Source organism: Pseudomonas sp. MT92 (assembly GCF_058792515.1).
Genome location: NZ_JBXAFA010000005.1, coordinates 119,281 through 140,632, shown reverse-complemented (window position 1 = coordinate 140,632; position 21,352 = coordinate 119,281). Strand labels below are relative to the sequence as shown.

Sequence of the window (21,352 nt, the reverse complement as noted above, 5' to 3'; positions counted from 1 at the left end):
CAAAAACAGGGTCGTGACCGTCCAAACGGTCAAAGGCTGCTCAAGATACACAGCAGGCTGCGCCCACACAAGCCGCCAAAAGTCGGAGAAACCGCTGTCTCCTGCGACCTTTTGGCGCGGTTCCCCTAGTCGCAACCCCATCAATAACTGTCGCCTGGCCGCACTTTCGCGCCTGCCCGACTCCACGGCAAAAAATCTTAGCCTGTATTACGCAAACCGGCGGCAATCCCTGCCACGGACACCAGCAATGCCTGTTCTACCGGGCTGCCCTGCGCCACATCCTGTTGTCGCGAGCGTGCCAACAACTCCGCCTGCAATAGATGAAGCGGGTCAAGGTAGGTATTGCGCAAGCGGATGAATTCAAGGGTATCAGGGCTATGTGCCAGTAGCTGCGACTGTCCCGTCAGCCCCAGGACGATAGCGCATGCCTGCGACAATAGGTCGCGCAAGTGCGCACCCAATGGCAGCAATTGAGGCTCCACCAGGCGCTCATCGTAGGACCGGGCGATGTCTGCGTCGGCCTTGGCCAGGACCATTTCCAGCATATCGATGCGCGTACGGAAGAACGGCCACTGCTCGCGCATTTGCCCCAGCAGTTCACCTTCACCGCGCTCCAGTGCCTTGCTCAATGCCGCTTCCCAACCCAGCCAGGCCGGCAACATCAGGCGCGTCTGGGTCCAGCCGAAGATCCACGGGATCGCCCGCAGGCTCTCGATACCGCCGGCCCGGCGTTTGGCTGGACGGCTGCCCAACGGCAAGCGTCCGAGCTCCTGTTCCGGAGTGGACTGGCGGAAATACTCGACAAACTGCGGGTTTTCCCGCACCACGGCGCGATAGGCGCTAACGCCGTCTGCCGCCAGTTCATCCATCAGATGGCGCCACTGCGGGGTCGGAGGGGGCGGTGGCAACAGGGTCGCTTCCAGCACGGCCGCCAGATACAGATTGAGGTTTTGCTCGGCAATGTCCGGCAGGCCGAATTTGAATCGAATCATCTCGCCCTGCTCGGTGGTGCGGAAACGTCCCGCGACCGACCCTGGTGGCTGCGACAGAATCGCCGCGTGAGCCGGACCGCCGCCACGGCCCACGGTACCGCCGCGACCGTGGAACAACAGCAGCTCCACTTGCTGCTCGCGGCAGATATCCACCAACCGTTCCTGCGCCCGATATTGCGCCCAGGCTGCCGCCGTAGTGCCGGCGTCCTTGGCGGAGTCGGAATAGCCGATCATCACTTCCTGCGGCCCTTGCAGGCGCGAGCGATAGCCCGGCAGCAGCAGAAGTTTCTCGATCACCGGCCCGGCGTTGTCCAGGTCAGCGAGGGTTTCGAACAACGGCACCACGCGCATCGGCCTCAACACGCCAGACTCTTTGAGCAGCAGTTGCACGGCAAGCACATCGGATGCGGCGCCGGCCATGGAGATCACGTACGAGCCGAGGGATGCCCCTGGCGCAGCGGCGATTTCGCGACAGGTCGCCAGCACTTCGGCGGTGTCGGCGGATGGTTTGTAGTGAGGCGGCAGCAAGGGCCGACGGTTGTTCAGTTCACGCATCAGGAAGGCAATGCGTTCTTCTTCGCTCCAGTCTTCGTAGCGACCCAGGCCCAGGTAATCGGTGATTTCGGTCATGGCCGCACTGTGCCGCGACGAGTCCTGGCGCAAATCGAGACGCACCAGGAACAGGCCAAAGGTGACCGCCCGGCGCAAGCAGTCGAGCAACGGGCCGTCGGCGATCACGCCCATGCCGCATTGATGCAGCGAGTGGTAGCACAGCTCCAGCGGATCGAGCAGTTCCCGATTGTTCTGCAGGACATCGGCCGGTGCGGGCACAGGGGTCGTCAACGCAGTGTGAGCCCAGTTACGCGTGGCACGCAGGCGATCGCGCAATTGCTTGAGTACCGCGCGATAGGGTTCCGCACTGTCGCCGGCCTTGGCTTTCAACTCATCACTGGCCTGCTGCATCGAAAGCTCGGCGGCGAGCTGATCAACGTCGCGCAGGTACAAATCCGCTGCCATCCAGCGCGCCAACAGCAACACTTCGCGAGTGACGGTGGCCGTCACGTTCGGATTGCCGTCGCGGTCGCCGCCCATCCACGAGGCAAAGCGAATCGGCGCGGCTTCCAGGGGCAAACGCAGGCCCGTGGCGGCATGCAGGGCCTGGTCGGCCTTGCGCAAGTAATTGGGGATGGCTTGCCACAGCGAATGCTCGATCACCGCAAAGCCCCATTTGGCTTCATCGACCGGTGTCGGGCGTGTACGGCGGATCTCTTCGGTGTGCCACGCCTCGGCGATCAGGCGCTGCAATGTCGACTTGATCTGCTCGCGCTCGGCGCCAGTCAGGTCGCGATGGTCCAGGGCCGCCAGTTGCGCGGCGATGGCATCGTACTTCTGGATCAGTGTGCGACGCGCGACTTCGGTCGGGTGTGCCGTGAGGACCAGCTCGATTTCCAGCCGGCCCAATTGCCGGGCCAGGGACTCGGCGCCATGACCTTCGGCGCGCAGGCGGGCGAGCAGTTCCGGCAGCACACGCGCTTCGAACGGTGCCGGCCTGGATTCTTCGCGGCGGTGAATCAGCTGATATTGCTCGGCGATGTTGGCCAGGTTGAGGAACTGATTGAACGCCCGCGCCACCGGCAGCAACTCGTCCTCGGTCAGTTGGTTGAGGCTGGCGCTCAGCTCGGCGTCCATGGAACCGCGGCGATCGGCCTTGGCCCCCTTGCGGATCTGCTCGATCTTGTCGAGGAAGCCGTCCCCGTATTGGTCACGAATGGTGTTGCCCAACAGCTCACCCAACAGGTGAACATCCTCGCGCAAGCGTGCATCAATATCGGTCATCAGCAGTTCTCCAGCGAACAATCCGGGCGGCCATGAGCTTAAAGAGTGCCGCTCCAGAGCGCTTCTTACAAGCAAGACGACGAAGGGACTTTAAACCTTGAGCGTTAAAGCTAGTCTGAATGATGAGCCGTACTGCGGCTGTCACCGGCCAAAGCCGGACACTCACCCGGCCTGCCACGAGCAGGAGCGCAATGAGGTCATTATGAAAATCCGCGAACTGGCCCAGCATTGGGAAGAAAATGCCAAGGGTCGCCTGACCCAGACGGGCTACACGATTCATCTGGACGTGGAAGCCGCCGCGCGCCTGGCGGCCATTACCGAGATGTACCCCAAACGACAACCCGAGGAGCTGCTCGGTGAACTGATCGGCGCCGCTTTGGAAGAACTGGAAAAGAGCTTTCCCTATGTGAAGGGCTCGACCGTGGTGGCCACTGATGAAGAAGGTGATCCACTGTACGAGGACGTCGGCCCGACCCCTCGTTTTCTCGCCTTGTCCCGTCGTCATTTGCATGAATTGTCAGCAGGCAACGACAAGCAAAAACACTGATTCTGCCTACGAATAATCCCCTTGTAGGAGCGAGCCTGCTCGCGATGGTCGTCAACGAAACGCGTGATACCTGACGTCGAAGTCCATCGTCGGAACGCCGCCCGGAGCAGGCTCGCTCCTGCAAACACCAGCCCCCGCCCCTGATTAATTTCTCTGAACTTTTGAAAAACTCCTCGGGTCAACCCAGTAACCACGCCTGGGACGGCCGTATCAAATCCCCTCGAAACCGTAAGTCGCGGCTCCTTTGCCCAGGATGGATTTTTTAGTTGTTCAGGAGTTAGCCCAATGGAGTTGAAGATCATGAAAACCGCTAGTGGCAAGTCATCATCCACCCCTCTGCATGGCCTGAAAATGGCAGCCCTCGCCCTCGGCGGCAGTCTCGTGCTGGCCGGTTGCGCCGGTAACCCGCCCACCGAGCAATTCGCCGTCACCGAGTCAGCGGTCAATAACGCTGTCAGCGCGGGCGGCACTGAATTCGCGGCGGTGGAAATGAAGTCGGCGCAAGACAAGCTCAAACAAGCCGAAATCGCCCTGCACGACAAGAAATACGAGCAGGCGAAAACCCTGGCCGAGCAAGCCGAATGGGACGCTCGCGTGGCGGAACGCAAGGCGCAGGCGATGAAAGCCGAACAAGCGGTAAAGGACTCTCGCCAAGGGGTTCAGGAACTGCGTCAGGAAAGCCAGCGCACCGTTCAGTAACGGCGCGCATGACGTATTTCTTACTCGACTAAAAGGACGAAACCATGATTTCCAAGTGCATGAATGCCAAACAATTGATGATCCCTGCCCTGCTGGCCGCCAGTGTTGCCCTGGCGGCGTGCTCCACGCCGCCCAACGCCAACCTTGAACAGGCCCGCACCAACTATTCCGGCCTGCAAGCCAACCCGCAGGCGAGCAAAGTCGCGGCGCTGGAAACCAAGGATGCCAGTGATTATCTGGACAAGGCCGACAAGGCCTATCTGGACAAGGAAGACCCGGCCAAAGTCGATCAACTGGCCTATCTGACCAACCAGCGTGTGGAAGTGGCAAAACAGACCATCGCCCTGCGTACTGCGGAAGCCAACCTTAAAAACGCATCTGCGCAACGTGCCCAGGCCCGCCTGGATGCGCGTGACCAGCAGATCAAGCAATTGCAGGACAGCCTCAACGCCAGGCAAACCGATCGCGGCACACTGGTGACCTTCGGTGACGTGCTGTTTGCCACCGACAAGGCCGAGCTGAAATCCAATGGCCTGATGAACATCAACAAACTGGCGCAATACCTCCAGGAAAACCCCGACCGCAAAGTGATAGTCGAGGGCTACACCGACAGCACCGGTACGGCATCGCACAACCAGTCACTGTCGGAACGACGCGCGAACTCCGTGCGCATGGCGCTGGTGAAAATGGGCGTCGACCCGACCCGCGTCGTCGCCCAGGGTTATGGCAAGGAATACCCGGTCGCGGATAACACCAGCGTGTCGGGACGGGCACAGAATCGTCGGGTGGAAGTGACGATTTCCAACGATAACCAACCGGTGATTCCGCGTTCGGCGGTGAGTGCCAAGTAACACCCCCTGTGGGAGCCAGCCTGCTGGCGATAGCGGTGTATCAGTCAACCGGAGTGTTGAGTGTTCCATCGCGATCGCCAGCAGACTGACTCCCACATTTGATTTCCATTCAGGGTTGCAGCTTCTGCGGCGTTTCCTGGCCCATGCAACGCACGGCTTTTTTCTTGCTGTCGATCAGCACCCCGGTCAGGCCTTTCTGCTCCGTGTCGAACAGCACCAGCACGCCATCGATGCACTGCGCCACCTGGGCGGCCGGTTCCAGAGAGACTTTGTAGTCCTCACCCGGCACGGTCTTGAGCATGGTGAATTCGTTGAGCAGCAACGCATCTTCAGGCTTGGCGAAGTGCAGGTAGCCGTACCACCACAGGGCACCGACAGTGCCGAGGATGCTGCAAATACCGGTGATGATCAGCGGGATGGCGTTACGTTCTTCACTCATTGCGGACTCTCTGGTGGTTCATCTTCAGAATGTTCGGGCGCCGGGTAATTGGGGATTTCACCCAGGCGGCGCAAACCGTTGAAATGCTGTGGATCGTCAAGATAACGCAGCATGACTTTGCGCCAGACCGGGTCGGCGAACGTCTGCACATGACCGCCACGGGTCAGTTGCAGCACCCGCGGCGGCGGCGCAGCTTGATACAGACGGATGCCGTTGGAAAGAGGCACGATCGGATCGTCGATGCTGTGGTAGATCAATTTCGGCACGCCATTGAGCTGCGCCATGGAGTTGATCGCACTGTCGCCGTCCGGCACCAGCCACGACAACGGAACCTGAAACGCCCAGGTCAGCCATGAGTGGCTCAGGGCAAACTGACCGACACTGCGATAACTGGCGGGCACGCCATCGAGCACAAACGCCTTGAGTTGTTTCTGCCGCTCGGGGTGTTGCACGAGGTAATGGACCGCCATCGAACCGCCGAGGCTCTGACCGAGGAGGATCAACGGCTTGCCCTTGACCTCCGGGGCCTGGTCAAGCCATTTGAATGCGGCGTCGATGTCCTGGTAGATCGCCGGCAGGCTTGGCTCGCCTTCGGACAGGCCGTAACCGCGATAGTCCACCAGCAACACTTGGTAACCATGCTCCGGCAACCAATAGCTGCCACCCAGGTGCATGGGCAGGTTTCCGCCATTGCCGTGCAGGTGCAACACCGTGCCCTTGACCTCGACACCCTGCTTGGCCGGCAACCACCAGGCGTGCAGGCGCAGGCCGTCGGCCGTGGTCAGGGTGACGTCACGGTATTCGAGCCCGGCTTTTTCCGGGGTGAACAACTGGCCGGGTTCAGGGTAGAACAGCAGCGAACTGCAACCGCTCAAGGCCAGGAGAAGGCAGATGACGCCGAGGATTCTCATCCGTTGAAACCTCGCAAAAAAGAAGAAGGCCGAACCCTGTGGGAGCGAGCCTGCTCGCGATGGCGGTGCATCAGGCAACATTAATGTTGAATGTAAAACCGCTATCGCAAGCAGGCTCGCTCCCACAATGGTCCATGGCTTGCCGCTACAGGATGTTGGAGTAATCCGCCTCGATCCGGTCCAGGCTCAGGTGATTGAGGAAGTTGGAGAAGCACATCCACGCCGACAACGCATTCATGTCGCGGAACTGCTCCGGCAAGTACTTGGGCGGTACCACCAGCCCTTCATCCACCAACTGCCGCAGGGTGCGCATGTCTTCCAGCGTGGTCTTGCCGCAAAACAGCAACGGGATCTGCTCCAGTTTGCCTTTGCGCACGGCCAACTGAATGTAGTTGTAAATCATGATGAAGCCCTTGAGGTAGGACAAGTCTTTGGTAAATGGCAGACCTGTCGGCACCGAGCCCCGGAAAACGCGACTGGTGTTGCTGTAGCTTTCCGCCATTTCGAAACCCTGCTCGCGGAAGAACTCGAACACCTGCAGGAAGTCGGCACCCTCCTCCACCATATGAATGGCGCGGGTACGGTTGGTCAGTTTTCGCAGGCGACTCGGATAGGACGCGAAGGTGATGATTTCCATCAGGATCGCCAGGCCTTCCTGGGTCACCGTCGACGAGGGCGGGCCCTTGGCCAGGAAAGTGCAGATCGGCTGGTTCAGGCCATTGAGCGTGGTGCCGACGTGCACCAGCCCTTCATGGACTTCCAGGGCGCGCACATCACGCTGGTTGAACATCGCGTCGGCGCGGATCTTGATGTAGTCGGCACCGGCCGCCGCATCGGCGACGATCCCGTCGGACTCGAACACCCGGATGGTCTCCTCGGCCTCACCGAACACCTTGTTCAAGCGATGCTGCAGCATTTCCACCGCATCCTTGGCCGTCAGCGTCTTCGGTTCATCCTTGAGGTCGCCACGGCCATCGATGTTGTTCAGGTAATCGGAGAGCATCAGCCCCAGGTCGGACAGCGTCGGGTCACCGGCGTGGAACGCGTCGGACGCGGCACCGTACAACTCTTGGGAAATCAGGCCGAAATCCTCGGTGCCGCGCGCTTCGAGCATGCGCACCACCATCCGGTATTCCTTGCACATGCGCCGCATGATCTGGCCGACCGGGTTGAACTGGCCGAGCTGGCGGGTGATGTCGCGCTCAATGTTCTGGAACTCCAGCTTCACTTTGCTGGAGTCGAAGGACAGCGGCCGATTCAGGTAATAGTCGCGGTCCACCGCTGGCAATTCCTTGCCCTTGGCCTTGAGGAAACGCTGGCGGATGTTGTCGTCCCACTTGACCGCATCGAGGACGCGGATCGGCGTCTGCGCCAGCACAATGCGATCGGACAAAATGCGTATCGACTGCTGGTAATCGTCCACCCGAAACTCCTGTTGAATGCGTTGTGTGCTGGGTTTATTTGGCCTTGGCCTGACGCTGATAACGCACCACTTCGACGAACACATCGGAGTTGGCCGGGTCGTCGAGGTAAGCGGACACCTGGCCCATGTTGCTGTTGATCAACACGCCATCGCCTTCGATCGTTTGAAAGCCATCGCCGCTCAGGGCCTTTTGCTGCAATGCCTGGTTGATCTGCTCGAGGTCGAGGTTGTAGACCACCAGTTCATGTTTGTCGGTCAGTTCGAAGCCGGCAATCGTGAAATGCCCGCCGAACTGCGCGGGCACTTTCGCCGACAGATACCAGCGATTGCCATGTCGCGACACCGTGAAAGGATAGGCTTCGCGCTCCTTGGGCTTGGCGCGAAAGTAGCTGACCGCCTGATACTGATTTTCACCGACGCGCGTCAACTCCAGATTCAGCGGCTCACCCCAGGCGTTGGTGCTGGTCCATTTGCCGAGCAATCCTTTGGGCGCGGGCTCGTTCGTGGGCAGCGGCTCCTTGAAGGTCACCAGGCAGCCACTGAGCAGCAGGAACGACAAGGCGATCACGACGACACGCCAGGCTTTCATTCGACACTCCCTATGAACACACCGCCGGCCTCAAGTGGACACCGTACCTGATGGCAACGAGTTTGCTCGCGATGAAGGCGTGTCAGGCAACACAGGTGCTGAATGTTAAGCCGACATCACGAGCAAGCACGCTCCCACAGGGTCAAAAAGCATCAACAGGATCTACGCCGACGCCAGCACCAGATGCATATAACGCGTCAGGATGCCGAGCATTTCCTCTTCGGCCACCGGTTCGGCGTCGTTGAGCAGGCCCTGATATTCCATCCGTCCGATTATCGCCGTCAACACTTTGGCATCCTGTTGCGGCTCACGGGAACCCAATACCTGAAACAGCTGGCAGGAGCCCTGCAGGAGAATCTGTTGGTGCGAGCGCACCAACTCGGCCAGGCGCGGGTTCAGCAGCGCTTCCTGGCGGAACGCCTGCTCGGCCATCAGATGTTCGCGACGGGTGACCAGTTGCCGGTGCACATAATCCGCCATCAGCCGTGCGATATCGTCCGCCAGCCTGGAACGGGCCTGCGGGCTGCCATCGCCGCTGTCGACCATTTCGCGCAGCAGGCCTTCGTTATTCACCCACAACTTGGCCATATAGGCCGCGCTGCGCTCCACGTATTGGGCGAAGGTATCGGTGAGCAGGTCATCGATATCCTTGAAGTAGTAAGTGGTCGCCGACAACGGCACATTGGCCTCGGCGGCCACAGCGCGGTGGCGCACGGCCCGCACGCCATCGCGCACGACAATGCGCATCGCCGCATCGAGAATGTCCTGTCGACGCTGCTCGCTGCCCTGCCGGCTGGCCTTGCGGCCCTGGTACTGAACACTTTCAGCGACCGCAGTGGCGATACCCGCTGCACCTTCTTGAGCCATTGCACGATTCACGACAGGTCTTTCCTCTCAGATGAAAGCAACAAACTGATACGTTTGTACCAGACAGGCAATAAAAAACCGCCTGAAGAGGCGGTTTTTTAGTTAAAACACTTACGCTTGCGGCCGCATGTGCGGGAACAGGATCACGTCGCGGATCGACGGGGAGTTGGTCAGCAGCATCACCAGACGGTCGATGCCGATACCTTCACCCGCCGTTGGCGGCATGCCGTATTCCAGCGCGCGAACGAAGTCGGCGTCGAAATGCATGGCTTCATCGTCGCCGGCGTCCTTGTCGGCCACCTGCGCCATGAAACGCTCGGCCTGGTCTTCCGCGTCGTTCAACTCGGAGTAGGCGTTGGCGATTTCACGGCCGCCAATGAACAGCTCGAAACGGTCGGTGACGTTCGGGTTTTCGTCGTTACGACGAGCCAGCGGCGACACTTCGAACGGGTACTGGGTGATGAAGTGCGGCTGTTCCAGCTTGTGCTCGACCAGCTCTTCGAAAATCATCACCTGCAGCTTGCCCAGACCTTCGAAGCCCAGCACCTTGGCGCCGGCCTTCTTGGCGATGTCGCGGGCCTTGTCGATGTCGTTCAGGTCGTCAGCGGTCAGCTCAGGGTTGTACTTGAGGATCGAGTCGAACACCGACAGACGCACGAACGGCTCGCCGAAGTGGAACACCTTGTCGCCGTACGGCACGTCGGTGCTGCCCAGAACCAGCTGCGCCAGTTCACGGAACAGTTCTTCGGTCAGGTCCATGTTGTCTTCGTAGTCGGCGTAGGCCTGATAGAACTCCAACATGGTGAATTCAGGGTTGTGACGAGTCGAAACGCCTTCGTTACGGAAGTTGCGGTTGATCTCGAACACTTTTTCAAAACCACCGACCACCAGACGCTTGAGGTACAGCTCAGGCGCGATACGCAGGAACATTTCCATGTCCAGCGCGTTGTGGTGGGTTTCGAACGGCTTGGCTGCCGCGCCGCCCGGAATGGTTTGCAGCATCGGCGTTTCCACTTCCAGGAAGTCACGCTTCATCAGGAAGCTGCGGATGTGGGCGATGACTTGCGAACGCACGCGGAAAGTCTGGCGCACGTCTTCGTTGACGATCAGGTCAACGTAACGCTGACGGTAGCGTTGCTCGGTGTCGGTCAGGCCGTGGTGCTTGTCCGGCAGCGGGCGCAGGGATTTGGTCAGCAGGCGCACGCTGGTCATTTCAACGTACAGGTCGCCCTTGCCGGAACGAGCCAGGGTGCCTTCGGCGGCAATGATGTCGCCCATGTCCCAGGTTTTCACCGCGGCCAGGGTTTCTTCGGACAGGGTCTTGCGGTTGACGTAGACCTGGATGCGACCGGTCATGTCCTGGATCACCATGAACGAGCCACGGTTGAGCATGATGCGACCGGCAACCTTGACCGGGATCGCAGCCTCTGCCAGCTCTTCCTTGGTCTTGTCCGCGTATTGTTTCTGCAAGTCATTGCAGTAGTTTTCGCGGCGGAAGTCGTTCGGGAAGGCATTGCCCTTGGCGCGCTCGGCAGCCAGCTTTTCCTTGCGCAGGGCGATCAGGGAGTTTTCTTCCTGTTGCAGGGCTTGCGGGTCGAGTTCTAGGTCGCTCATGTCTTTAGATATTCCATCACGGGTTCGTTGCCCCCGGCCTGCGGCCGGGGATCGCCAGCAGGCTGGCTCCTACAGGGATCGCGTTAATTCAGCCGATCCTGTGTTTACGTCTTTTACAGCCCGGATTTCAGGCTGGCTTCCAGGTATTCGTCGATGTCGCCATCGAGCACCTTGTCGCAGTCGCTGCGTTCGATGTTGGTGCGCAGATCCTTGATCCGCGAGGCATCCAGCACATACGAACGAATCTGGTGACCCCAGCCGATATCGGACTTGGTGTCTTCCAGGGCCTGGGAGGCCGCGTTGCGTTTCTGCATTTCCTGCTCGTACAACTTGGCCCGCAGCATTTTCATGGCGGTGTCCTTGTTGGCGTGCTGGGAACGTTCGTTCTGGCAGCTGACCACGGTGTTGGTCGGTACGTGGGTGATACGTACGGCCGAATCGGTGGTGTTTACGTGCTGACCACCGGCACCGGAGGAACGATAGGTATCGATCCGCAGGTCCGCCGGGTTGATCTCGATTTCCACCTTGTCATCGATCTCGGGGGAAACGAACACCGCAGAGAACGATGTGTGACGACGGTTGCCGGAGTCGAACGGGCTCTTGCGCACCAGGCGGTGTACGCCGATCTCGGTACGCAGCCAGCCAAAGGCGTATTCGCCCTTGATGTGCACGGTAGCACCCTTGATCCCGGCGACTTCACCGGCGGACAACTCCATGATGGTCGCGTCGAAACCGCGTTTGTCGGCCCAGCGCAGGTACATGCGCAACAGGATGTTGGCCCAGTCCTGGGCTTCGGTACCGCCGGAGCCGGCCTGGATGTCCAGGTAGGCGTTGTTCGGGTCCATTTCATGGCTGAACATGCGGCGGAATTCAAGCTTGGCGAGGTTTTCCTCGAGACGGGCCAGCTCGGCGACAACATCGCCGACCGCGCCTTCGTCGTTTTCTTCGACGGCCATGTCCAGCAGGTCGCGGCAATCGGCCAGACCAGCGTTCAGTTCGTCCAGGGTTTCGACGATCTGAGCCAGCGCAGAGCGCTCGCGGCCCAGTTCCTGGGCGTACTCAGGTTTATTCCAGACATTCGGATCTTCAAGCTCGCGATTGACCTCGGTCAGACGCTCATGCTTTTGATCGTAGTCAAAGATACCCCCGAATGGTTTCGGAGCGCTCGGACAGGTCCTTGATGGTGTTAAGGATCGGGTTGATTTCCATGGCGGGCAGCACTCGTTGGCGAACTTTTGAAAGCCGGCGAGTATAACGGCAAACGGCCGGAAACGGCAGTCCGCTTGGCGGCCGAGTGGCAAAATCAGGTGAATTCAGAACACGCCTGGCCAAGCGCGCATAGCCTGGCTTGAACCTCTGAACATGGGGCCGGACGAAAACCTACTGGCGTACCGTCAGCTCTCACCGTGACATTTTTTGCCAGAAGGCATTTTCTCGACAAACACTGTAGGAAGCATCGGCAAAAAAACCGGAACTTTCCTACCTATTAATCAATTGCCTGCCACTCTCCCGCCCCCTATAACTACAGTAGAAAAAAAACGGGCCAATCCGCGAAGTCCGTTCTTTTGCGAAACACTTACTCCATTCACAACATAGATTGATCATGAAAACCCATGCCTACCTGATATCGTCTTTGGCACTTATGATCTTCGGGGAAATCTTGACGATCTATAGTGAAGTCTATGCTTCAAAGCTGCCTGGCCACCCAATCGACACGCCGATGATGTTTCTCAAACCTATTGTGCTCATGAGCATTGCAGGTGTAAGCCTTATTTTTGCTTATTGGCTTGGATATCAAGGCAGCGGAAATATATGGGTGGTGACGGTCGCATCCCTGACGCTACTCCTTATATTGGAGCCCATTGTCATTTATGTGATGTTAAAGGAACTGCCCGGCCGCGGTGCGACCATAGGTTTTTTACTTGGAGCTGCCGGATTAGTTTCAGCGGTAGCACTATGATCAATTTTCATTGAAAAACTGATAGGTTTATCTTTTTCCATAAAAACAAACTTATCAGTCATCCAGAGCGATCTAACATTCGCGCTATTACCCAATCCCCACCTGATTACGCCCATTGTTCTTCGCCAGATACAGCCCCTTGTCCGCCGCCGAAATCAATTCGCGGCAATTGCTGCCTGCTGTCGGGGTGATGGTCGACAGGCCGATGCTGATGGTCAGGCTTGAGCCTTCGCTCGGGGAGATGTGCGGGATCTTCAGGGCTTGCACGGTCATGCGCAGTTTCTCCGCCACCAGCCGTGCACCGCCCGGTGAGGTGTTGGGCAGGACCAGGGCGAATTCTTCGCCGCCGTAACGGGCCGGCAGGTCCGAAGGCCGGGCACTGGCATCGCGGATCGCCGCGGCCACCTTGCGCAAGGCCTCGTCGCCTTCCAGGTGGCCGAAGGTGTCATTGAAGGTCTTGAAGTAATCCACGTCGATCATCAGCAGTGACATTTGGCTCTGCTCGCGCAGGGAGCGGCGCCATTCAAGCTCTATGTATTCATCGAAATGCCGACGGTTCGACAGACCGGTCAGGCCGTCGGAGTTCATCAGGCGTTGCAGCACCAGGTTGGTGTCGAGCAACTGCTGCTGACTGACGCGCAAGGCACGATAGGCCGCGTCCCGTTGCAACAGGGTCATGTAGGAACGCGAGTGATAGCGAATGCGCGCGACCAGCTCGATGTTGTCCGGCAGCTTGACCAGGTAATCGTTGGCCCCGGCCGCGAACGCGGCGCTCTTGATCAACGGGTCTTCCTTGGTCGACAGGACGATGATCGGGATGTCCTTGGTCGCCGGATGATTGCGGTATTCGCGCACCAGACTCAAGCCGTCAAGACCGGGCATGACCAGGTCCTGAAGGATCACGGTCGGCTTGATGCGAACCGCATGGGCAATCGCCTGATGCGGGTCGGCGCAGAAATGGAAGTCGATGTTTTCTTCGTTCGACAACCCGCGTCGCACCGCCTCGCCGATCATTGCCTGATCATCCACCAACAACACCATGGCGGCGTTTTCGTCAGTCTTGAAGTCGTCGAGCTGTAAATCATTCATCTGCGTTCACCTGAATACTGCTTGGGCCAGGATTGCTGCGAAAAGTCGTCATTTGGGGAAAATCTCCAGCAATCGTGGCGCTATCTTTTCCAGCGGACGGATTTCAACAGCGGCGTCGATGGCCGCGGCCGCCTTCGGCATGCCATACACCGCGCTGCTTTGTTGGTCCTGAGCGATGGTCAAGTAGCCCTGTTGGCGCATGAGTTTAAGCCCCTGTGCACCATCACGCCCCATGCCGGTGAGCAACACGCCCACCGCATCGCCGTTCCAGTAGTTGGCCACACTCTCGAAAAACACATCGATAGAGGGCCGATAGATTTCGTTGACCGGCTCGGCGGTGTAAGCCAGCGTGCCGTTTTTCAACAAACGAATATGGTGATTGGTGCCGGCCAGCAGCACCGTGCCGCTTTGCGGCGTATCGCCTTCCATGGCCAGGCGCACCTTGAGCCCACTGGCGCTGCCGAGCCATTCGGCCATGCCGGCGGCGAACACCTGGTCGACGTGTTGCACCAGCACGATGGCGGCGGAAAAATCCTTCGGCAGGCCTTTGAGCAAGACTTCGAGCGCCGCCGGTCCGCCCGCTGAAGAGCCGATGGCGATCAGCCGCTTGGCCGAGGCAGAACTGCGCGCCGGACTTGGCGCCGGACGTTCCCGAGCGCGTTTATCGCCGATCAGCCAGCCGATGTTCATGATCTTGCGCAGCAAGGGCGCCGCCGCTTCCTGGGCGTTACCGGCACCAAGGGCCGGAGTATCGACCACATCCAGCGCCCCATGGCCCATGGCTTCGAACACCCGGTGCACGTTCTGCTGGCGATCCACGGTCACGATGACAATGGCACACGGCGTCTCGGCCATGATCCGGCGGGTGGCTTCGACCCCGTCCATCACCGGCATGATCAGGTCCATCAAAATCAGGTCCGGCGTCTGCCCGGCAGCCTTTTGCACAGCTTCCTCGCCGTTGGCGGCCACCCAGATCACCTGGTGCGCCGGCTCGAAGGCCAGCGCCCGGCGCAGCGCTTCCACGGCCATGGGCATGTCGTTGACGATGGCGATTTTCATGCCCGCGCTCCTCCTATGAGCTCAACCACTGCATCGAGCAGGGCGTCGTCATGAAAACTGGCTTTGGCTAGATAATAGTCGGCTCCAGCGTCCAGTCCACGGCGACGATCCTCTTCACGATCCTTGTAGGACACCACCATCACCGGCAACGATTGCAATCGATTGTCCCGGCGCAACAAAGTCACCAGCTCGATGCCGTCCATGCGCGGCATGTCAATGTCGGTAATCAGCAGATCGAAATCCTCTGAACGCAGCGCATTCCAGCCGTCCATGCCGTCGACCGCCACGGCCACGTCATAGCCCCGATTAAGCAACAACTTGCGCTGCAGCTCACGCACGGTCAGGGAGTCGTCGACCACCAGAATCCGCTTGCGGGCCACCTCGACGGCCTGGTCGCCATGTCGGGCAATGCGCTCCAGGCGCCCGGTATTGAGCAGTTTGTCCACCGAGCGCAGCATGTCTTCCACGTCGACGATCAGCACCACCGATCCATCGTCGAGCAAAGCCCCGGCAGAAATGTCCTGGACCTTGCCCAAACGCTCATCCAGCGGCAACACCACCAGGGTCCGCTCGCCGATAAAGCGCTCAACCGCCACGCCGTAGATCGTATCGCGCTCGCGGATCACCACCACCTTCAGGGTCGGCTGGTGGCCTTGATTGACCGGACGCTGCAACAGCTGACTGGCCGCCACCAGGCCGACATGCCGGCCCTCGTACCAAAAATGCTGACGCCCCTCGACCTGCACAATGTCAGCCGCCTCCAGATCGCACATGCGTTCGATGTGGGCCAGGGGAAAGGCATAGGCCTCGCCGCCCACTTCCACCACCAGGCTGCGCACCACCGACAGGGTCAGCGGCACTTCGAGATGGAAGCGACTGCCCTCGCCCGCCGCCTGTTCCAGCACCACGGCGCCACGCAACTGGCGGACCATATGCTGCACCGCGTCCAGGCCGACACCCCGCCCGGAGACTTCAGTGACCGTGTCGCGCAGGCTGAAACCCGGCAGGAACAGGAAGGTCAGCAGTTCCTCTTCGCTGAGTTGGGCAGCGGTTTGCGCCGGGGACAACTGGCGTTCGACGATGCTGCGTCGAACCTTCTCAAGATCGACGCCGTTGCCGTCATCGCTCAGTTCCAGCACCAGCAAGCCCGCCTGATGGGACGCGCGCAACCGGATCAGGCCCTCTGCCGGTTTGCCCGCCAACAGCCGTTGCTCAGGGGTTTCGATACCGTGATCGACCGCATTGCGCAGCAGGTGCGTCAGCGGCGCTTCGAGTTTTTCCAACACGTCGCGGTCAACCTGGGTCTTCTCACCCTCGATTTCCAGGCGCACCTGTTTTCCGAGACTGCGACCAAGGTCGCGGACCATCCGCACCTGACCGCTCAAGACATCGGCGAACGGACGCATGCGACAGGCCAGCGCGGTATCGTACAACACCTGCGCGCGTTGACTGGCCTGCCAGACGAACTCATCCAGCTCGGCGTTTTTTTCCACCAGCAATTGCTGGGACTCCGCCAACAGTCGCCGTGCATCTTCGAGGGCTTCCTGGGCCTCGAGGCTCAGCGCGTGCTCCTTGAGATGGACGTTGAGGTTTTCCAGAGCGCGCAGGCCATTGTTCTGCATGCGCTTGAGACGCTGCATGGTGGCCAGGTGCGGTTTGAGGCGCAGGGTTTCCACCAGGGATTTGCTCGACAGATCGAGCAGGCTGTTCAGGCGTTCGGCCGTGACCCGCAGCACGCGCTCACCGTTCTCGGTGGTGCGCCGGGTCTTTTTCGGCGCTTCGGGCAGCGGCTCTACGACAGGTGCCGGCTCTTCGAGCCAGGTCAGCGGCGGTTCTAGCTGGAGTTCCGCTATCAACGGCGCGGCGGGGGCCGAGACCGGAACGGCCGCAGCCGCAGCCGCAGCCGGATCGAGCAGGCCCCCCATCAAGGCAACATAGGCCTCGATATCTTCCGGCAGCGGAGCATTGTTCGGCGTCGCGATGCGCATCAGCAAATCGGTGCCTTGCAGCAACGCGTCGATGTGTTCGGGTCGCAGCAGCAGGCGGCATTCCTGGGCGCTGACCAGGCAATCTTCCATGACATGGGCAACGCTGACGCCTGCATCCACGCCGACGATACGTGCCGCCCCCTTGAGCGAGTGCGCCGCGCGCATGCACGACTCGAGTTGATCGGCCTGGGTGGGATTGCGCTCCAGGGCCAGCAGCCCCGCACTCAGCACTTGGGTCTGGGCCTCGGCTTCCAGGCTGAACAGTTCCAGCAGAGAGGTGTCGCGCATCTGCTCGGGGGTCATGTGAGGCTCCGGGTCACGGCGGACAATAGCTGCTCTTCATCCAGCCAACGCAGGCTGCGACCTTTGAATTGCAACACGCCGCGAGTGTATTTGGCACTGGCCTGAGTGCCGGAGCGCGACGCGGCATCGAGGATCTGCTCGTCGATGGCATGAATGCCGTCCACTTCATCCACCGGCACCACCACCGGCCCGCCATGGGCAGCGATGATCAACATGCGCGGCATGACCCGTGTGCCGGAGGCGACGTTGCTGATGCCATCGAGCCCCAACAATTCGACCAGCGAGAGGCACGCCACCAGCGCACCGCGCACGTTCGCCACGCCGAGCAAGGCGCCGGAGCGCTGGTGCGGCAACGAGTGAATCGCTTGCAACGGCGCGACTTCCACCAAACTGCGGGTGGCCAGGCCCAACCATTCTTCGCCGAGGCGAAACATTAATAGCGAGCGGGTTTTCACCTCACTCTCCACGGTATTGGACACCTGCACGCGGTCATCCTGCTGCAGCGCATAACGATCCAGCAGGCGCGTGGCGGCGGTCGAATACACGGCGCAATTGCGGCAATGAATGTGTTCGCTCAGCAGCGGGCAGGACTTGTCGCCATGGATACCGATGCGGTTCCAGCAATCATCGATGGCCTGGGCATCTTCATGGGTGACGCTAAAGGTGTCGGAGGCGATCATCGTTTACGCTCACGGTCAGCGGTGCGCTCGCTGCGGGCGGCGCGCTCCTGCAATCGTCTGGCCCCCACGGTGTCGCCCTGGGATTGCAGCAAGGCTGCCAGCTGCAACAACGCGGCGGGATGTTGCGGTTCGAGGTACAACGCCTTGCGATAAAAGCCCTGGGCTTCCAGGACATTGCCCGCCACATCGCTGAGCAACCCGAGCCAGTAAAACACCTGGGCCACCGGCTCATGACTGCGCAGGTAACTTTCGCACGCGGCACGGGCTTCGGCACTCTTGCCTTCGTTGGCCAGCGAGGCGATGTTCGCCAACAACGTGACCACATCGACGCCGGCTTTTTTGGCCACAGGGGTTTCTGGCGCTACAGGCGCGAACGGGCGCCTGTTCATGGGCGCAGGCACCACGTTGCGCACCGGTCGCGGCACGGGCAATGGCGCAGGCAATGATGCTGGAACAAAGGCCAGCGCCGGTTCAGGTTCCAAAGCCTTGTGACGACTGAAGGCAAAGGACTGTGGAATGCCGATGGAGCGCATGCCGAAACGCCCCAGCAGGCCACCTTCGGCCGGGCCGATAAACAGCACACCGTCGACGTGGGTCAGACGCTTGAGGACTTCGAACACCTGCTGTTGCGTTGCCTGATCGAAATAGATCAACAGATTGCGGCAGAACACGAAGTCGTAAGGAGGCTCGTTGACGAGCAACGCCGGATCGAGCACGTTGCCGACCTGCAGGCGAACCTGGTCCAGCACCCGGTCACTGAGGCGAAAACCGTCGTTCTGCGCCGTGAAATGCCGGTCGCGGAAGGCGATATCCTGACCGCGAAACGAATTCTTGCCATACAGCGCACGCCGGGCCTTTTCCACCGACAGCGGGCTGACGTCCATGCCTTCGACCTTGAACTGGTGCGGCTGGAACCCGGCGTCCAGCAGCGCCATGGCAATCGAGTACGGCTCTTCACCGGTTGAGCATGGCAGGCTGAGAATCCGCAGTGCCCGCAGATTGTTGATCTCGGCCAGACGTTTGCTCGCCAGTTTCGCCAGGGTGGCAAAGGATTCCGGGTAACGGAAAAACCAGGTTTCAGGAACGATCACCGCTTCGATCAGCGCCTGCTGTTCATCTCGTGAACCCTGCAGGATTCGCCAGTATTCGTCGGCGCTGAACGCATTGGACATGGTGCTGCGCTGGCGAACGGCACGCTCGATGATGGCGGGCCCCACGGAGGACACATCGAGGCCGATGCGCTCCTTGAGGAAATCGAAAAACCGCGGGTCGCCGCTCATGGCCGCTCCTCAAGCAGCGCCAGGTCCAGCGGTGGCGACGGGAACAGCAGCGCGCGCACCTGATCGTCCAGCAAGTCGGCGACCCGCACCCATTGCAGCAAACCTTGCGCATCTTCCCGCACAGGCCCCAGGTAAGGGGCCCGGCGATTGTCGAGGCCGTAGGGCTGAAAATCCGTCGGATTGCATCGCAAAGTGTCGGTGGCCTGTTCCAGAATCAAGCCGAGCAATTTCATCTCTGCGCCTTCATCCGCGCGGTAATGAACCAGCACCAGCCGAGTGCTGGTTCGAGCCTGGGCTGGCGTGCCAAACGTCAGGGCGCACAGGTCGATCACCGGCACCACCGCGCCACGATAGGCGAAAACCCCGGCGACCCAGTGCGGCGCGTGGGCAATCGGCTTCAAGGGCTGGCGCGCCAGCACCTCCGCGACTTCGGTGGCTTGCAAGGCATAGCGCTCGCTGCCGATGCGGAATACCAGAAACAACGCATGCAACGCCTGCTTCACGGCAGTGCGTTTGGCCGTGAGTTCGCTCATCAGACTTTGAATCGCGAGACGCCGCTACGCAGCCCTACGGCCACCTGACTCAGCTCGTCGATGGCGAAACTGGCCTGGCGCAGGGATTCAACGGTCTGACTGCTGGCATCGCCCAATTGCACCAGGGCGTGGTTGATCTGCTCGGCGCCGGTGGCCTGGGCCTGCATGCCCTCATTGACCATCAACACGCGCGGCGCCAGTGCCTGAACCTGATGGATGATTTGCGACAGCTGCTCGCCGACCTGCTGCACTTCGGACATGCCGCGGCGCACTTCCTCGGAGAATTTGTCCATGCCCATCACACCGGCCGATACCGCCGACTGAATCTCGCGCACCATTTGCTCGATGTCATAGGTGGCGACAGCGGTCTGGTCCGCCAGACGCCGTACCTCGGTGGCCACCACGGCGAAACCGCGGCCGTATTCCCCGGCCTTCTCGGCTTCGATCGCCGCGTTGAGCGACAGCAGGTTGGTCTGGTCGGCGACCTTGACGATGGTGACCACCACCTGATTGATGTTGCCGGCCTTCTCGTTGAGGATCGCCAGTTTGGCGTTGACCAGATCGGCCGCGCCCATCACCGAATGCATGGTTTCCTCCATGCGCGCCAGCCCCTGCTGCCCGGAACCGGCGGCCACCGAGGCCTGATCGGCAGCGCTGGAGACCTCGGTCATGGTACGCACCAGGTCACGGGACGTGGCGGCGATTTCACGGGAGGTCGCGCCGATTTCGGTGGTGGTGGCAGCGGTTTCGGTGGCGGTGGCCTGTTGTTGCTTGGACGTGGCGGCGATCTCGGTGACTGACGTGGTGACCTGCACCGACGAGCGCTGGGCCTGGGACACCAGCGAGGTCAGTTCGCTCATCATGTCGTTGAAGCCGGTTTCCACCGCGCCAAATTCGTCCTTGCGCTCCAGGTTCAGGCGATTGCTGAGGTCACCGGTGCGCATCACTTCAAGGATGCTGACGATGCGGTTCATCGGCGCCATGATCGCGCGCATCAACAGCAGACCGCAGAGACCGGCAGCCAGTATGGCGACCAGCAGAGAGACGCCCATGCTGATTTTTGCCGTGACCACCGCGTCATCGATGGCCGCCATGTCCTTGTCCGCCACCGCCTTGTTTTCTCTGATGATGTCATTGAGTTTCATGCGGCCTGCCGTCCAGGCCGGGGTCAGTTGCTCGTTGAACAACTTGATGGCTTCAGCTTCCTGGTTGCGCTTGTGCAAATCGAGGACGGCGGCATGGATTCGGTTGAACTCTTCGTGCCTTTGTTCAAAGGCCGCAAATTCAATTTTGTCTTCCTCCGTGGTGACGGTGCCGCGATAGTTGGCTAGCTGCTCCTGCAGGCGCGTCTCGAAAACCTTGAAATCGGCGGCATCTTCGGCGCTGACGCCCTGCCCTTCTTTCAAAAAGAGCATTTCCTGTGTCTGAAGGTAGGTGTCGACCCAGGCGCTGCGAATCATCGAGCTGAAATAGACCCCGGGCAAAGCGTCATCACGCACGCTGGCTTCGCTGTCCTCGATCTTCAACAACCGTGAATAAGAGACGACGACCATCAACAGCATGATGGCGATAATTACCGCAAAACTCGCCAAAATGCGTTGGCGCAACGTCCAGTTCTTCACAATCAGTCCTCAGGGGCCATTTTCAAATGCTGGGGGAGTATAGCCGAGGGCGGTGTTTCATTTATAAGAC

At 60.3% G+C, this 21,352-nt stretch carries 19 protein-coding genes; 4 read left to right on the top strand and 15 right to left on the bottom strand.

Annotation, left to right across the window (positions count from 1 at the left end; all coding sequences use genetic code 11):
• Positions 1–197: 197 nt before the first annotated feature.
• Positions 198–2,828: a phosphoenolpyruvate carboxylase gene (ppc, locus tag AC1Q6D_RS11010; protein WP_103403631.1), complete on the bottom strand. Its 2,631-nt coding sequence runs from the start codon at positions 2,826–2,828 to the stop codon at positions 198–200.
• A gap of 202 nt (positions 2,829–3,030) precedes the next feature.
• Here ppc and AC1Q6D_RS11005 point away from each other — a divergent pair, with 202 nt between their 5' ends.
• The 3 genes from AC1Q6D_RS11005 to lptF all read left to right on the top strand — a co-directional run bounded on the left by AC1Q6D_RS11005 (position 3,031) and on the right by lptF (position 4,925).
• Positions 3,031–3,375 carry a pilin assembly protein gene (locus tag AC1Q6D_RS11005; RefSeq protein WP_103403632.1) on the top strand — a complete coding sequence of 115 codons (345 nt, stop codon included), beginning with the start codon at positions 3,031–3,033 and terminating at the stop codon, positions 3,373–3,375.
• Between the two features lie 285 nt (positions 3,376–3,660).
• The gene (locus AC1Q6D_RS11000; protein WP_103403633.1) at positions 3,661–4,074 is read left to right on the top strand and encodes a DUF4398 domain-containing protein; all 414 of its coding nucleotides are present in this window, start codon (positions 3,661–3,663) and stop codon (positions 4,072–4,074) included.
• A gap of 59 nt (positions 4,075–4,133) precedes the next feature.
• Positions 4,134–4,925: a lipotoxin F family OmpA-related lipoprotein LptF gene (lptF, locus tag AC1Q6D_RS10995; protein WP_103403666.1), complete on the top strand. Its 792-nt coding sequence runs from the start codon at positions 4,134–4,136 to the stop codon at positions 4,923–4,925.
• Positions 4,926–5,034: 109 nt separating this feature from the next.
• Here lptF and AC1Q6D_RS10990 read toward each other — a convergent pair whose 3' ends face one another.
• The 7 genes from AC1Q6D_RS10990 to prfB all read right to left on the bottom strand — a co-directional run bounded on the left by AC1Q6D_RS10990 (position 5,035) and on the right by prfB (position 11,977).
• Positions 5,035–5,364, bottom strand: a complete 330-nt coding sequence (locus tag AC1Q6D_RS10990; RefSeq protein ID WP_047526246.1) for a PA3694 family proteiin — start codon at positions 5,362–5,364, stop codon at positions 5,035–5,037.
• The gene (locus tag AC1Q6D_RS10985) at positions 5,361–6,275 is read right to left on the bottom strand and encodes an alpha/beta hydrolase (protein ID WP_103403634.1); all 915 of its coding nucleotides are present in this window, start codon (positions 6,273–6,275) and stop codon (positions 5,361–5,363) included. The genes AC1Q6D_RS10990 and AC1Q6D_RS10985 overlap by 4 nt, the downstream gene beginning before the upstream one ends.
• Before the next feature lie 145 nt (positions 6,276–6,420).
• A complete protein-coding gene (locus tag AC1Q6D_RS10980) occupies positions 6,421–7,698 on the bottom strand; it encodes a flavohemoglobin expression-modulating QEGLA motif protein (RefSeq protein ID WP_103403635.1) in 1,278 nt (425 codons plus the stop codon).
• Positions 7,699–7,732: 34 nt separating this feature from the next.
• Complete coding sequence (locus AC1Q6D_RS10975; protein WP_103403636.1) at positions 7,733–8,287, bottom strand: hypothetical protein; 555 nt, start codon at positions 8,285–8,287, stop codon at positions 7,733–7,735.
• A gap of 162 nt (positions 8,288–8,449) precedes the next feature.
• Positions 8,450–9,166 (bottom strand): TetR/AcrR family transcriptional regulator, encoded by a 717-nt coding sequence (locus tag AC1Q6D_RS10970; protein ID WP_167361798.1) that lies wholly within the window; start codon positions 9,164–9,166, stop codon positions 8,450–8,452.
• Between the two features lie 99 nt (positions 9,167–9,265).
• Positions 9,266–10,768, bottom strand: coding sequence for a lysine--tRNA ligase (gene lysS / locus AC1Q6D_RS10965; RefSeq protein WP_047526236.1), 1,503 nt, complete (start codon positions 10,766–10,768; stop codon positions 9,266–9,268).
• 113 nt (positions 10,769–10,881) lie between these two features.
• Positions 10,882–11,977 (bottom strand): peptide chain release factor 2 gene (gene prfB / locus AC1Q6D_RS10960; RefSeq protein WP_103403637.1). Its coding sequence is split into 2 segments (ribosomal slippage): positions 10,882–11,904 and positions 11,906–11,977, totalling 1,095 coding nucleotides; the frame shifts between segments, so codons are not numbered across the junction.
• Positions 11,978–12,371: 394 nt separating this feature from the next.
• On the opposite strand from prfB, the gene AC1Q6D_RS10955 reads away from it, so the two are divergent.
• Positions 12,372–12,728, top strand: a complete 357-nt coding sequence (locus tag AC1Q6D_RS10955; RefSeq protein ID WP_103403638.1) for a hypothetical protein — start codon at positions 12,372–12,374, stop codon at positions 12,726–12,728.
• 87 nt (positions 12,729–12,815) lie between these two features.
• Here the strand turns inward: AC1Q6D_RS10955 and AC1Q6D_RS10950 are convergent, their stop codons facing one another.
• The 7 genes from AC1Q6D_RS10950 to AC1Q6D_RS10920 are packed head-to-tail and all read right to left on the bottom strand — an operon-like array spanning position 12,816 to position 21,282.
• On the bottom strand, positions 12,816–13,817 hold the full coding sequence (locus AC1Q6D_RS10950; protein ID WP_103403639.1) for a response regulator: 1,002 nt from the start codon (positions 13,815–13,817) through the stop codon (positions 12,816–12,818).
• A 48-nt stretch (positions 13,818–13,865) separates the two neighbouring features.
• Positions 13,866–14,876 (bottom strand): chemotaxis response regulator protein-glutamate methylesterase, encoded by a 1,011-nt coding sequence (locus tag AC1Q6D_RS10945; protein WP_103403640.1) that lies wholly within the window; start codon positions 14,874–14,876, stop codon positions 13,866–13,868.
• Entirely contained in the window at positions 14,873–17,167 is a 2,295-nt protein-coding gene (locus AC1Q6D_RS10940; protein ID WP_103403641.1) for a hybrid sensor histidine kinase/response regulator, read from the bottom strand. The genes AC1Q6D_RS10945 and AC1Q6D_RS10940 overlap by 4 nt, the downstream gene beginning before the upstream one ends.
• Positions 17,164–17,847, bottom strand: coding sequence for a chemotaxis protein CheW (locus AC1Q6D_RS10935; protein WP_103403642.1), 684 nt, complete (start codon positions 17,845–17,847; stop codon positions 17,164–17,166). The genes AC1Q6D_RS10940 and AC1Q6D_RS10935 overlap by 4 nt, the downstream gene beginning before the upstream one ends.
• Positions 17,844–19,127 carry a CheR family methyltransferase gene (locus tag AC1Q6D_RS10930; protein WP_103403643.1) on the bottom strand — a complete coding sequence of 428 codons (1,284 nt, stop codon included), beginning with the start codon at positions 19,125–19,127 and terminating at the stop codon, positions 17,844–17,846. The genes AC1Q6D_RS10935 and AC1Q6D_RS10930 overlap by 4 nt, the downstream gene beginning before the upstream one ends.
• Positions 19,124–19,660, bottom strand: coding sequence for a chemotaxis protein CheW (locus AC1Q6D_RS10925; protein WP_103403644.1), 537 nt, complete (start codon positions 19,658–19,660; stop codon positions 19,124–19,126). The genes AC1Q6D_RS10930 and AC1Q6D_RS10925 overlap by 4 nt, the downstream gene beginning before the upstream one ends.
• A complete protein-coding gene (locus tag AC1Q6D_RS10920; protein WP_103403645.1) occupies positions 19,660–21,282 on the bottom strand; it encodes a methyl-accepting chemotaxis protein in 1,623 nt (540 codons plus the stop codon). Before AC1Q6D_RS10920 ends, AC1Q6D_RS10925 begins: the two co-directional genes overlap by 1 nt.
• Positions 21,283–21,352: the final 70 nt, after the last annotated feature.